The organism is Streptomyces sp. NPDC026092 (assembly GCF_040638605.1).
Classification (GTDB): domain Bacteria; phylum Actinomycetota; class Actinomycetes; order Streptomycetales; family Streptomycetaceae; genus Streptomyces.
This window is the reverse complement of sequence record NZ_JBEZYN010000023.1, coordinates 85,850-98,207: the sequence shown is the minus strand read 5'-3', so window position 1 is coordinate 98,207 and position 12,358 is coordinate 85,850. Positions and strand designations below refer to the sequence as shown.

The 12,358-nt window shown below is 67.5% G+C and carries 11 protein-coding genes and 1 tRNA gene; 7 read left to right on the top strand and 5 right to left on the bottom strand.

All coding sequences use genetic code 11. The features are described from left to right. Positions 1-472 precede the first annotated feature (472 nt). The 4 genes from AB0F56_RS30250 to AB0F56_RS30235 all read left to right on the top strand — a co-directional run bounded on the left by AB0F56_RS30250 (position 473) and on the right by AB0F56_RS30235 (position 5,903). Positions 473-3,106 (top strand): hypothetical protein, encoded by a 2,634-nt coding sequence (locus AB0F56_RS30250; RefSeq protein ID WP_362015266.1) that lies wholly within the window; start codon positions 473-475, stop codon positions 3,104-3,106. 382 nt (positions 3,107-3,488) lie between these two features. Next, positions 3,489-4,112: a hypothetical protein gene (locus AB0F56_RS30245; RefSeq protein ID WP_362015263.1), complete on the top strand. Its 624-nt coding sequence runs from the start codon at positions 3,489-3,491 to the stop codon at positions 4,110-4,112. A 163-nt stretch (positions 4,113-4,275) separates the two neighbouring features. Then, positions 4,276-4,782: a hypothetical protein gene (locus AB0F56_RS30240; protein WP_362015260.1), complete on the top strand. Its 507-nt coding sequence runs from the start codon at positions 4,276-4,278 to the stop codon at positions 4,780-4,782. Between the two features lie 290 nt (positions 4,783-5,072). Continuing rightward, the gene (locus AB0F56_RS30235; protein ID WP_362015257.1) at positions 5,073-5,903 is read left to right on the top strand and encodes a hypothetical protein; all 831 of its coding nucleotides are present in this window, start codon (positions 5,073-5,075) and stop codon (positions 5,901-5,903) included. A gap of 114 nt (positions 5,904-6,017) precedes the next feature. On the opposite strand, the gene AB0F56_RS30230 is transcribed toward AB0F56_RS30235, so the two are convergent. The 3 genes from AB0F56_RS30230 to AB0F56_RS30220 all read right to left on the bottom strand — a co-directional run bounded on the left by AB0F56_RS30230 (position 6,018) and on the right by AB0F56_RS30220 (position 7,750). After that, positions 6,018-6,128 (bottom strand): DUF6104 family protein, encoded by a 111-nt coding sequence (locus AB0F56_RS30230; RefSeq protein WP_362015362.1) that lies wholly within the window; start codon positions 6,126-6,128, stop codon positions 6,018-6,020. A 564-nt stretch (positions 6,129-6,692) separates the two neighbouring features. Then, positions 6,693-7,385, bottom strand: a complete 693-nt coding sequence (locus AB0F56_RS30225) for an ATP-binding protein (protein WP_362015255.1) — start codon at positions 7,383-7,385, stop codon at positions 6,693-6,695. A gap of 290 nt (positions 7,386-7,675) precedes the next feature. Beyond that, positions 7,676-7,750: transfer RNA gene (locus tag AB0F56_RS30220), tRNA-Val, on the bottom strand. 316 nt (positions 7,751-8,066) lie between these two features. On the opposite strand from AB0F56_RS30220, the gene AB0F56_RS30215 reads away from it, so the two are divergent. The 3 genes from AB0F56_RS30215 to AB0F56_RS30205 all read left to right on the top strand — a co-directional run bounded on the left by AB0F56_RS30215 (position 8,067) and on the right by AB0F56_RS30205 (position 10,468). Continuing rightward, positions 8,067-8,657 (top strand): DUF4097 family beta strand repeat-containing protein, encoded by a 591-nt coding sequence (locus AB0F56_RS30215; RefSeq protein WP_362015252.1) that lies wholly within the window; start codon positions 8,067-8,069, stop codon positions 8,655-8,657. Positions 8,658-8,870: 213 nt separating this feature from the next. Continuing rightward, positions 8,871-10,184, top strand: a complete 1,314-nt coding sequence (locus AB0F56_RS30210) for a hypothetical protein (protein WP_362015249.1) — start codon at positions 8,871-8,873, stop codon at positions 10,182-10,184. 74 nt (positions 10,185-10,258) lie between these two features. Then, complete coding sequence (locus AB0F56_RS30205) at positions 10,259-10,468, top strand: zinc ribbon domain-containing protein (RefSeq protein WP_362015246.1); 210 nt, start codon at positions 10,259-10,261, stop codon at positions 10,466-10,468. Positions 10,469-10,486: 18 nt separating this feature from the next. Here AB0F56_RS30205 and AB0F56_RS30200 read toward each other — a convergent pair whose 3' ends face one another. Both AB0F56_RS30200 and AB0F56_RS30195 read right to left on the bottom strand, forming a co-directional pair. After that, entirely contained in the window at positions 10,487-11,134 is a 648-nt protein-coding gene (locus AB0F56_RS30200; protein WP_362015244.1) for a response regulator transcription factor, read from the bottom strand. Continuing rightward, on the bottom strand, positions 11,125-12,327 hold the full coding sequence (locus AB0F56_RS30195) for a sensor histidine kinase (RefSeq protein ID WP_362015241.1): 1,203 nt from the start codon (positions 12,325-12,327) through the stop codon (positions 11,125-11,127). Before AB0F56_RS30195 ends, AB0F56_RS30200 begins: the two co-directional genes overlap by 10 nt. Positions 12,328-12,358 lie beyond the last annotated feature (31 nt).

Below are 12,358 nucleotides of genomic sequence, written 5' to 3'. Positions count from 1 at the left end.
GATCTGGGGGAGGGCCGTCAGCTGCTTCATGTGTTGTGGCTGTGGGCCGCATGGGGGTGTCCGCTCCATGCTCCAGCGTTCGGAGCCGCTCTGATATCGGTGCCCCAGATTCAACGTTGTTGTACCAGCGTACTCAGCGGCTGTTGCTGCGCATGGCCCATCAGAGCGCGGCGAGGGCTGCGGAGCACGCTGCAGCAAGAGTGAGGACAGCCGCGAACGTCGCGCCGGCACGAAGCAGGGCGCTCGGGTATGTAGCTCCATCGAGTCGAGCAAGGACTCCAGCGGCAACCGCAGACAGGATTGCGAACAAGACAGTGACGGCGATGGCGATGGCGAGCAGGACGAGAGCAAGGTGGGGCACTGCAGTCTCCTTGAGGTGTCGAACTGATGCGACCGACGTTCTCGAACTCGCTGTTCGCCGGGGTCCTGTCGAACGAAGATGAACACCGGTGAACACCGGGAGGCGGGGCGCATGAGTGCTGGGCAGATGCGCGTTGGCGAGCAGAGCTCGCGCGATTCGGCATTGGCGGAGCTGCACGACAGGTTGGGTGACGCGTTGGCGCGCCAGCGGCTGAACAAGTCGCAGCTCGCTGCCAGGGCTGGGCTTGGGCGAACTACCGTGTCAGAGGCGTTCCGTGTCGTGCCGTCGGCTGAGACCGTGGCTGCGCTGGCTGGGCCGTTGCGACTGCCGGTAGACGAGTTGCTGATGCTGCGTCGCACGGCAGCCGACGACGATGGGGACGGCCCAAGCGCTGGTACGTGGCTGGGTCGGCCGATCGAAGAGTGGGATCCGCACGCCCTGGAGGTACATCCGGCTGGGTCCGCCGCCGGAGCGCAGGCGATGCCCAGCTATGTTCGCCGCGCGCACGACCAGGAGCTCGCAGCAGCTGTCCGGGAGGCCCGCCATGGGATTAGCCGCATGATGGTGCTGGTCGGCTCATCCTCTACGGGGAAGACGAGGGCGTGCTGGGAGGCAGTACAGCCGCTGGCGGAGGTTGGGTGGCGATTGTGGCATCCCTTCGATCCAACCCGGGCCGCTGCAGCCATGGAGGACCTGCATCAGGTTGAGCCTCGTACCGTGGTGTGGTTGAACGAGGCCCAGCACTACTTCGGTGACAACCGGCTGGGTGAGGAGATCGCAGCCGCGGTGCACGCGCTGCTCACGCAGCCGGAGCGGGGGCCGGTGCTGGTGCTGGGAACCCTGTGGCCCGAATACGCCCGCCAGTACCAGAACCTGCCAGCCGCTGGTGGTTCCGATCCTCACAGCCGGGTCCGTGAACTCCTGGCTGGACGAACGACCACTGTGCCACCCAACTTTGATGCAGAGGCGCTGCGTTGTGCGGCCGGCCTAGCAAGGGATGGCGATCGGCTGCTGGCGGATGCCCTCACCCGAGCTGCCATCCACGGTCAAGTCACCCAGGACTTGGCAGGCGCTCCCCAACTCCTCCAGGCCTACGACCACGGAAGCCCGGCCGCCCGAGCCGTCCTAGAAGCGGCGATGGACGCCCGACGTCTGGGCGTCGGCCTCTACTTACCTCAAAGCTTCCTCATCGATGCAGCCCTCGACTACCTTGCCGAGGCCGACTATGACCACCTTGCCGACGACTGGGCCGAGGCGGCATTTGCCGAACTTGCCCGGCCTGTCCACGGCCGACAGGCACCGTTACGTCGAGCCTCCCCTCGGCCCGTCAGGCGCCCGCCCGGAACGCCGTCATCCAGCTCGCCAAGCCAGACGGCGGGGCCGGCCTTCCGGCTCTCTGACTATCTCGAGCAGCACGGTCGTGACACCCGGATGAAACTCTGTCCGCCCGTCTCCTTTTGGGCTGCCGCGCACGCACACCTCACCCACCCCGAGGACCTTGGAAATCTCGCCGATGCTGCCGCGCGTAGGCATCGCCTGCAATGGGCTCATCACCTATGGCTCGGCGCCGCCGAGGCAGGCAGTATCGCAGCGCTCAGCTACGTGGTCAGAGTCCGGGAAGGGGCAGGAGACCACCAGGGTGCCGAAGAGCTCGCACGTCGGGCCGCAAGGGATGGCAACCCCCGAGCACTAGCTCGGCTGGCCGAGCTTCGGAAGGCAGCAGGGGATCACCAGGGGGCACAGGACCTCGACCGGCAGGCCGCTGACTCGGGCGATGTCTTTGCGCTTGCGCGACTAGCGGAGCTCCACGAGGCGGCTGGGGATCACCTGGGCGCCGAAGCGGCGGCCCGCCGGGGCGCCGCGATCGGCAACACTGACGGCCTCGCGCGCGTGGCACACCTCCGCAGGACCAACGGAGATCACAAGGACGCCGAGCCTCTCTACCAGCAAGCCGTTGCTGCCGGCGACGTCGAGGCACTCTTCTTCCTGGTGGAACTGAAGGAGAAGGCCGGTGACTACAGGCAAGCAGAAGCTTTCGCCTTGCAAGCGGCAGAAGCTGGCGAGAGCCTGCCACTGGAGCACCTAGTTTCGATTCGAGAGTGGAAGGGGCGCCACAGGGATGCCGAAGCCTTGGCCAAACGGGTCGTCTACACCCACACCAGTGAGGCCTTGTTCAGGCTTGCCCGGTTGCGGGAGCGTGGCGGCTACAACAAGAGCGCAGAACGCCTCTATCGGCAGGCTGCTAGCGCCGGCAACGCCCGAGCGCTCGCCCACTGGGCGTGGATTCGGGAGCGGCGTTCCCGACACGGCGAGGACGCCGAATCCTTCGTCCAGCAGGCCGCAGACGCCGGCAACCCCTACGCGTTCTACTACCTGGCTCATCTGCGGCAGGAACAGGACGGGGATCAAAAAGGCGCCGATCACCTCTACAACCAGGCCATCATTGCCGGGGATGACCGAGCGCTTTATCCCTTAGTGCAGATGCGAGAGGAGGACGAAGACCACGTTGGCGCTGAAGCTCTAGCTGACAAGGCCCTCGGTCACGCTTACGTCCTGGTCCTCATCGAGTTGGCCGCAATTCGCGAACGCGCCGGACACGAAAGCGCAGACAGCATCTACCGGCGCATCGCCGATGCAGGGATTCCATTCCACGACCACGAAGCCGACAATCCATTCCTTGACTTCAACGCGCGGTGGCCTCACGGCCTCGATCCAGATGGATCACCGACACCTTCCTGGCGCTGAGGGCCTGGGAGCAGGATCTCTGGTCTTCGCGACTCAGTGCGTCTCACTTCCCGGCTCAGGTTGCCGAGAGACCACCCGCCGCGCCGCGGAACCTCAGCGTCCCGCGCTGTCGCGCCGGGCGGGATCACGCCGACACCCAGTTGTGGACGACTTGGTGGCCATGCCGTCGGTCAAACTGGCCGGCCTGAGGCAGCCCGCACGCGTCTGTGAGAGAACCGAGGGCCCGTCTCTTCCCTTTTGCTGGCGGCCGTACAGCAGCTCCGTTTGGACGGTGGGGACCCCTCTGTAGCTGGGCAATCGATCCACTCCTTCGGGTCCCACGGGTGGCGGCCCGCATACAACGGGCGTGAACTCATGCCTAGGAACAGCTAGCGGAGGCCTCGTGAATATCGTCTCAGAACTGCTTGCCAGCCCCGAATTCGTCAATCGACTGAGGGTAGATCGAAACGCGGCGAACCTCAAGGAATGCCTCACACTTCTGGGAATCTCGAACTCAGAGCGTATGGAATTTACGCCGGAGGGGATTACTTCTGAATTCGAGCCAATCCCTCTTCCGCAGGCACTAGAGGCCCAATTGATCATCATGTCAGTCAATGCATTCTCCGAGGCAGAGCGCAGGGAACTGCCTACGGACACTCACCACGGCGATCCGCTGTGGTTGCAGGCCAAACCCATCGACCCGGACGCGAAAGAGTTCGCTACTTATCCGGATGAGTATGACCGCACGCCACGACTGATGCTTTATCGATACGGAGAGCAGACCCCTACAGGGGTTGCACTGGATGTCATCAGTGCAGAAATCGAGGAGACCAGAAAAGGAGGGAAACCGCTCCGGCGCCTCCGGGGCCTGTTCCGTCGCCACCAAAAGTGCCCGGCGGGATTGACTGATCATCGAGACGAATTCATCTGCCCTCAGGGTCGATGTCCATTGGGCGGTGTTTGCAAACCCGTCACAGTCCTTGATGATTCCGGAGGGCTTCGTCAAGTATGCGAATGCCAGCACTAGGCTAGGGAGGGATGATCACCCCTAGCCGCGGCGAATGCTGACCACACAAAGTCCGGAGGCGGCAGTGCTAAACGTAGATCCGGGACCTCCATGCCCGCTTGCAGCGCAAAGCACTCTGCCATTTTGGATGCAGGTTGTAAGCGCCATCGCATCATGGGTTGCTTTGATCACCGTCGTAATCGCTGCACTGACGTTCTATAAAGCTCAGTCCCGCCTGAGATTGAGAGGGGTAATCGATGCCGACCGCAAAATTCGAGTGATCGTAGAGAATCGGGGCAGAATCGCAGGTGAGATTACGAATCTTGCAGTAGGGGTGCCGTTTCGAACCTCATGGAAGAAACTGAGGCGTGACTATTGCATCTTGCCAACCCCGCCCATCAAGTTCGTCCCCGGCGAGAAAGTTGGGGAGATGGGACTTCTCGAGCCGGTAGAAGTAGCACCCGGAGGGGCAAGGGATTGGGAAGCGAAATGGCCCGATGAGGAGGTGCACGCCTATGTGCGTGGCTACTGGGGAAGGAAGAAGTCGAAATCCGTCAGCTACAGCGATTTGCGGATTTGCGGTAAATTCAACGGAAAATTCAGAAGCGGGCCCATCAAGAGAGTGGATGGCAGTTTCCTGAAAGCGCAAGACGAGGAGGCCAGGCGTCGAGCGGGGGAAAAAGGTCTTTAGACGCCGCGCGCTCTATCCTGGTCTGCTGGGGCTCCGTCCCAGCCCCGGCTGCGCCACAGGCACCACCCCAGCTTCGGAGCCGAGGTGTACGTCAGCCACACCATGAACAGACCGACATCCCGGCCGGCCGCTGTCCACTCGAGGCCAGTCGCCCGGCACGGCGGGCAGAGTGCGACACCCCTGGCGTAGACCTTGTTGCTCAGCTACGCGCGTCCCGTCCGAGCCGAAGGTTCCGAAATCACGTGAAAACCGGCTGCGCGTGAGGCGTCAGCAAGCGGACCATTGCACCCATGGACATGGCTGCCGCACAGCGGAACGAGACGGCTCGCCAAGGCCTCACGGAACTCGACAACCTCTTGAGTCGTGATGCATCGGGGCACGCACCTAGCCCGTCGGAAGATCGGCGCCCGTTCATCGTCGGCTGGGGGCTGATCGCCGCACTGCACCGGCAGGCGCACGCCGTTGTCGCTCTGCACAAACTGGGGCTAGGGCACGAGGCCGCCCCCAATCGTCGGCTGATGATCGAGTACATGGCCCAGCTCCACTGGCTTGCAGAAGACAGCGGAAGCGCGGTGGATTCCATGAACAAGAAGTTCCAGAAGGACCATGGCAACCTGCGCCAAGCCGTCGATTCGGGAGGGGTGTTCGCGTACGACGCTGACGTGGCTGCACTGGCTGACGAGGTCAGGAACGCAGAGATCGCTCCCGATCCCGCCAACACCTATAACGGCACCAGTCATCTTCTCAATCGTCTCGGTAGCGGTCTCAATGAGATCTGGCGCAGCGAAACGCAGCACTCGCACTCCGGCATCGCCGCCGCACGGGTGTTCTTCGATAACGCTGATGAGTCTTCGGTGCAGCTCTACGCCAATCCCCACTATGGCGAGCAGCAGAACCCTCGGCCTTCATGGCCTTCATGCTCTTGTTCTGCGGTATCGAGGCATTCAACAAGCTCTTGGTCGACTCTCCCTGGTCCAACGACCTTCGGAAGATCGGGATCAGCGCGGGTCTCATCGACCCGACGGATGAGCCAGTTTGAGCACGAGGCAAAGCTCCTGGCCGCAGGAGGCTCATCCCGACGACTGATGCCTGCCCCATGTCCGACTTCGGGTGGCGTATGAACGTCTCGCGTTGTATCGCAGGTGTCGTCGCAATGTTGCGGTGCCCCTCGGAGGGCGGTGGCACCGTCCTGGCGGTTAACGAAGCCCGCGTTGGTCGACGAACATACACACGAGCTATTCAGAGGCAACCTCCTCCTCGCCACGCCGCTTCTCCAGCTCCTCGATGCCACGGCCGGTGAGGTACAAGGTGAGCCCCCGATGAGGTGAGGGAGCTGTGAGGCGCACGGAGAAGAAGCGGGGCCAGCCTGAATCTTCCAGTTCGACCTGCCCCAACGCCCACTACTGAGGCACTGGCTTCTTCATCGCCCCCCGGCTGGGTCCTGACATGCGCAAGGGAATCACCCCCGCCTCGAACTGAGGAGAAGCAGCCGTGACTTCACATGCCCACACCGTATCCGACTCTCAGCCCCATGCCCGGATTCTTGGCTGGGTGACAACCGTGAATGGACTGGTGTCCATATTGCCGTGGTCATCCTGGCTCTGACCGGCCACGGCACCGCGGCCGCCACTGCCGGAGTCATCGGCGGCGGAATGAGTGCTGCCGGTGGCATCCAGATAACCGTCCGCATCCGACGCTGAAGCATTGACATTCTGCTACGCCGTAGCGGGTCGTCTAGCGCAGGGTGCGGCGTAGCAGTCCACGCCTTGGTCCTTCAACAAGGCCGGGGAGAAGCAGAGATCCTCGCCGACGCTCCACGCCGTCGACTCGACGGGGGTCGCGGGGGCCAGTACGCCGAACTTGAGCGCGCGGTCCCGCCAGCGCCCCACCTCACCCGGGCGCCGCCTGGGTTAACGCACCGATTCCAAGGTGCCGCCATAGCCGAGTGTCCTGAGCACTGTCACCGGGCGTCCGTCGTAGATCAGGTGCGGCTCGTCTGCGCTGGGTGGCTCGAAGCGGTTGGCGTGGCGCTGTAGGTCATCTCTGCTGAAGTACATGGAGTTCGGGTCGGCGTAGGTCTGCTGGTTGCGTTCCTCGATGCGCTCCCACAGCTCGTCGTGGGTGGCAGGCAGGTAGACCAGCGTCACGGCTGCGCCGGCCTGTTCGCCGATACGGCGCCACTGCTGGCGCTCGTCCGCGGTCCAGAAGCCGTGGTCCATGACCACGTCACGGCTGGCGGCGAGGGCGGTGCGCAGTTCGGTGGCGATCTCTTCGAGGATGGGGCGCTCCCTGACCTTGTACTCGCCGCGGGGGAAGTCCCGGCCATAGTGCCCGTGCGCGCGCCAGACCCGTTCGTCAGGGCAGAGGCGCAGGAACTGGCGGGCTTCCAGCTCACGGGCGAGCGTGGTCTTTCCCGAGCCGGGGAGGCCAGCCATCAAGACCAGTCGGGCAGGGCCGGGCCGTCCTGCGAGTGTGCGCATGATGCGCGTGATCTCGACCTTGCCGTCGGGAGGCAGGGTGCCGAGACGCTCGGCTGCCAGGAGAGCGTCCAGGCGCCCCTCGGCTACGTGGACGAGGCTGTCGTCGAGGTACGGGGCGGTCATTCGACGGACTCTGCTCTAGCCCAGCGGCAGCCGGGTCCACCCACGTCGACGCCGTACTCGATCGTCATTCCGCTGGTGTCGACGACCCGCACGGTCATCACGATGACGGCGGGCCGTCGCTGCTGGAGTCGGGGGAGATCTGGATGCGGGCTCGGGATTCGGATGGAGTCCGACGCGGACCTGATGAAGGTCTCCGGCAAGGACCTGATCCGGGCGCCGGTGTCAACGCGCTCTGCAGTGCAATCCTAGGAAAGTGGCCCCCGCAGCATGAGCTGCGGGGGCCTTTGCACTGGTGGGCGCGGACGGTTTCGAACCGCCGACATCTGCTTTGTAAGAGCAGCGCTCTACCCCTGAGCTACGCACCCGTGGAGTGAGGCAACAGCGTACATGGCCCATGGGTGGGTCCCGCAAACCGGTTCTTCACGGGGGATAGCCCCACCATCGAGGGGGTGGTCGCCGGATCGTCCCGGGTGGGGGGCGTGCGTAGGTTGGGGGCGTCCGTTTGTGGGGTTGGGGGTTGTTGTGCGTCGTGGTCGTGCGTTGGTCGTTGCCGGGGTGGTCTTGCTGGGGGGTGCTGGGTGTGGGAGTGGTGATGTCGGGCGGGCTCCCGTTGAGGAGAAGAGCTTCGGCTTCTCCGGGGACACGCTCGTCGTTGATTCCGACGACTCCGAGCTGGTGATCGTGCCCGCCGACGTCAAGGACGTGCGGGTCAGTCGGCAGGTCGACGGGTGGGTGTTCCTGGGTAATGGGCCCGATGCCTCCTGGGGGCTCAAGGACGGGCGGCTCACTCTGCGGGTCGAGTGCGATGCCGTTGCCTCCGACTGTGAGTCCGTCCATCGGATCCAGGTGCCCCGCGGTGTCGCCGTCACCGTCGAGGACGACAACGGGAAGGTGACGGCCGAGGGCTTCGAGACCGATCTGAAAGTGCGGTCGAACAACGGGGCCGTCCTCGTGCGGGGGTCCTCCGGGGCCCTCGATCTGACCAGCGACAACGGGGAGGTCGTCGTCGAGGGAGGCACCACCTCCGAGCGGGTTGTCGCGCGGTCCGACAACGGAGCCGTACGGATCGCGCTGAGTGCTGTGCCCGCCCGCGTGGATGTCGTCAGTGACAACGGGGAGATCGACATCGCCCTGCCCGACGCCTCCTACGACGTCGACGGTCGCAGCGACAACGGGGACGTCCGCGTCGACGTGCCGACCCGCAAGGGCAGCGGCCATGTCGTGACCGCGCGCAGCGACAACGGGGAAGTCGTCGTCCGTACCGCGAACTGACAGGCCCGTGTGTTCGTCCTTACCTGGTGGGAGAATGAACCGGACCGGGGCAGGGCGGACACAGCACGGGAGAGGGACGTGGCGGCGACTCACGCTAGGGGCGGTTCCACGAGCGCCGTGACGGCCGGGGCTGATACGGGGGTGGGGGGTCGAGCACGAGGTGCGGGTGCGCGCCTTCCGCAGTCCGTGCGGCCCTCGCGCCTTCCTCAGTCTGTGCGGCTCGCGCTCTTTCTGCCTCTGCTCGCCATCTCCCTGCTGCCCGCCGCCTTCGCCTCGGGTGGCAACCGGCGTTGGTTCGGTGGGCGTGGTGAGAGTCAGCGGGCCGAGGCGCAGGCCGCCAAGGACGCCGCAGCCGCCGCGTTCTACGAGCTGGACACCGCCCAGCGCGATCTGCGGATCTCCATCGAGACGATCACCGCCGTCGACGACTCCCCCGGCGCCCGTCGGGCCGTCGACGGCTTCGCCGCCCTCGGCCGGCGGATCGACGAGGTCAGCCACGCCTACATCACCGCCGTCGACGCCCACGACCTCGACCGCGACGAGCTCGACGCGGCCACCGCCAACCGCGCCCGCGGCGAGCTGACCCGTGCCAAGGACGAGCTCGTACGGGTCAAGGGCGAGCTCGACCGGTTCGAGCAGGGGCTCGGGCCGCTCCTCGACACCGCCGAGACCCAGCTCGCCCGGCTGGCCCCCGCCGTGGAGCGGGCGCGACAGGCGCTCCGGAACGCGAGCACCGCTCTCGACACCGCCCGCCTGGCCGGGCTCCGCGCCGACGACCTCGCCACCCGGCTCGCCCGCCTCGGCCCCGAGCTCACCCGGCTCAACGAGGGCGCCGGCCGCCACGGCGTCGCCGAGACCCTCCAGCGCGCCGACCGCGTCCTGCGCGACGCAGAAGCCGTCCGCACCGAGGCCGAGCGCCTCCCCGAGCGGGCCGCCGAGACCAGCAGGCGCCTGGTCTCCCTCCGTACCCGCGCCGAGGCGCTCACCACCCGGGCCGGCGGCGTCGAGCCCATCCTCTCCGAGCTCCGCCGCCGCTTCTCCGCCGCCTGCTGGCAGGACCTCCAGCACGTGCCCGACCAGGCCGCCGAGACCGTCCGCAAGGCCGAGGAGAAGCTCACCGAGGCCGCCAAGGCCCGCGACGAGCAGCGGTGGCCCGACGCCACCAGCCTCCTCACGACCGCCCGCGCCCTGCTCAACTCCACCGACGAGGCCGTCTCCGCCGCCGGCGACCGGCTCCGCCGCCTCGACGCCGTCGCCAAGAACCCGCAGGACGAGATCGACCGCGCCCGCTTCGCCGTCCGCGACGCCCAGCGCCTCGCCATGGCGGGCCGGAACACCCCCGACCCCCGCCACGCCCGCCCCCTCGACGACGCCGTCGCCCGGCTCGACCGGGCCGTCCATTCCCTGGAGGAGGGCCGCCACCCCGACTACTGGCACTTCCTCACCGAGCTGGAGGCCATCCGCGCCTCCGCCGCCCACGTCGTCGAGCAGATCCGGGAGGACCGGGGCGGCGGCCGGCACCACTGACCTCGGCCGGTACTGCTGGCCTCGGCCTTCGGTCGACACCACCGACCTCGGCCGGCACCGCTAACCTCGTCACCATGCCTCGTTACGAGTACCGCTGCCGCTCCTGCGGAGACACCTTCGAGCTCAACCGGCCCATGGCCGAGTCCTCCGCCCCCGCCTCCTGCCCCGCCGGGCACGAGGACACCGTCAAGCTCCTCTCCGCCGTCGCCGTCGGGGGGACCGCCCAAGCAGCCCCCTCCCAAGGTGGTGGCGGTGGGTGCTGCGGTGGCGGCTGCTGCGGCTAGCCTCCGCGTCGGCAGGCCCTAGCTGCCCAGGTGGCGCAGGACCGCCAGGACCCGTTTGCTGTAGCCCTCGCCCCCGACCGTCAGCTCCAGCTTGTCGAAGATCGCGTTGATGTGTTTCTCCACCGCGCTCCGCGACACGTGCAGCCGGCCGGCGATCGCCGCGTTCGTGTGGCCCTGGGCCATGGCCGCGAGCACCTCGCCCTCCCGGGGCGTGAGCCGCGCCAGTGGATCGGTGTGCGTGGTGCGGACGAGCAGCCTGCGGACGACCTCCGGGTCGAACGCCGTCCGCCCCTCGCCCACCCGTTCCAGGGCGTCCAGGAACTCGTCGACCTGCGCCACCCGGTCCTTGAGCAGGTAGCCGACCGCGCCCGAGTCGCCCGTCAGCAGCTCGGTGGCGTACCGCCGCTCCACGTACTGGGAGAGCACGAGCACCCCGACCTCCGGGCGCTCCCGCCGGATCTCCAGGGCCGCCCGCAGCCCCTCGTCGGTGTGCGTGGGCGGCATCCGGACGTCGGCGACGACCACGTCCGGCGGGTCCGCCCGGACCGCCGCGAGCAGCTCGGTCCCGGTGCCGACCGCCGCCGTCACCTCGTGGCCCTCCTCGACCAGGAGCCGTACAAGCCCCTCCCGTAGCAGCGTGGAGTCCTCCGCCAGGATCACGCGCACGGCAGGACCGCTCGTACGACCGTCGGCCCGCCCACCGGGCTGTCCACCGCGAACCGCCCGTCCAGCGCCGCCGCCCGGCTCGCGAGCCCGCTCAGGCCGCTGCCCGACGCGTCCGCGCCACCCACCCCGTCGTCCGTCACCCGTACGCTCAACTCCTCACCTTCCAGGGTTACTTGTACGTCGATACGGGTCGCGCCCGCGTGCTTGACCACATTGGTGACCGCCTCCGAGACGAGGAAGTACGCGACCGTCTCCACCGCCCTCGGGAGCGGCCGCCCGACGGCGTACCCGAGCCGTACGGGCAGCGGGCTCCGCTCGGCGACCGTCTCCAGGGCCGCCCGCAGGCCGCCCTCGTCGAGCACGGCCGGGTGCACCCGCCAGGCCACCTCGCGCAGTTCGGCCAGCGCGCGGCGGCTCTCCTCGTGGGCCTGGAGCAGCAGCGCGTCGGCGGCATCCGGGTCCCGGGCCCGGAGCCGGCGGGCGCGGCCGAGGAGCATGCCGAGGGCCACGAGCCGCTGCTGGACGCCGTCGTGGAGGTCGCGCTCGATCCGCCGCCGCTCGTCGTGCACGACGTCCATCACCTCGGCCCGGCTCGTCGCGAGCTGGGCGATCCGGGCCTCCAGGGCGTCGGCGTGGCGGGGGCCGAGGAAGTACCGGGCAAGGCCGTCCTCCAGGGCGACGACGCCGAGCGCGCCCTGGGCGGAGAGGAAGAGCAGGAAGAACCCGCCGACGCTGCTGAACGCGACCAGCCAGGGGTGGTTGATGTCGGTGATCAGCCAGCCGTAGAAGACAAAGGTGCCCAGGCCGAGTCCGTACGCGGCGCAGCCGAGCACGACCGCGCCGAGGAGGCCCAGCGGCCAGCGGGCGGCGAGGTACCGCGCGGCGGCGCCGTCCTCGTGGACCGGGGGCAGGCGGGTGTCGAGGAGGCGGCCGAGCCGGGCGCGTTCGAGGCGGGTGAGGGCGCGGGCGGCGGCGGTCACCGGGCGCAGCACGGCCCGTCTGCCGCGCGGCCAGGCGAGCACGGGCAGCAGAGCAATACCGGCCAGGACGCAGCCGAGCAGCTCCAGTACGGCGGTCCCTGCACCGAGGCCCAGACCGAGCCCGAGCCGCAGCCAACGGACGAGGTACGCGACGATCCGCGCCCGCCCCTCCTCGGAGGCGGGCGCATCAGCGGTCCGCAGCGCGTTCGTCATGAACCGTCACGCTAGCCCGAGCACGCCACCG

Excerpts from the sequence above, each read along its gene's own strand:
- AB0F56_RS30250 (WP_362015266.1), top strand. The coding sequence starts at position 473 with ATGAGTGCTGGGCAGATGCGCGTTGGCGAGCAGAGCTCGCGCGATTCG.
- AB0F56_RS30235 (WP_362015257.1), top strand. The coding sequence starts at position 5,073 with ATGGACATGGCTGCCGCACAGCGGAACGAGACGGCTCGCCAAGGCCTC.
- AB0F56_RS30225 (WP_362015255.1), bottom strand. The coding sequence starts at position 7,385 with ATGACCGCCCCGTACCTCGACGACAGCCTCGTCCACGTAGCCGAGGGG.
- AB0F56_RS30205 (WP_362015246.1), top strand. The coding sequence starts at position 10,259 with ATGCCTCGTTACGAGTACCGCTGCCGCTCCTGCGGAGACACCTTCGAG.
- AB0F56_RS30195 (WP_362015241.1), bottom strand. The coding sequence starts at position 12,327 with ATGACGAACGCGCTGCGGACCGCTGATGCGCCCGCCTCCGAGGAGGGG.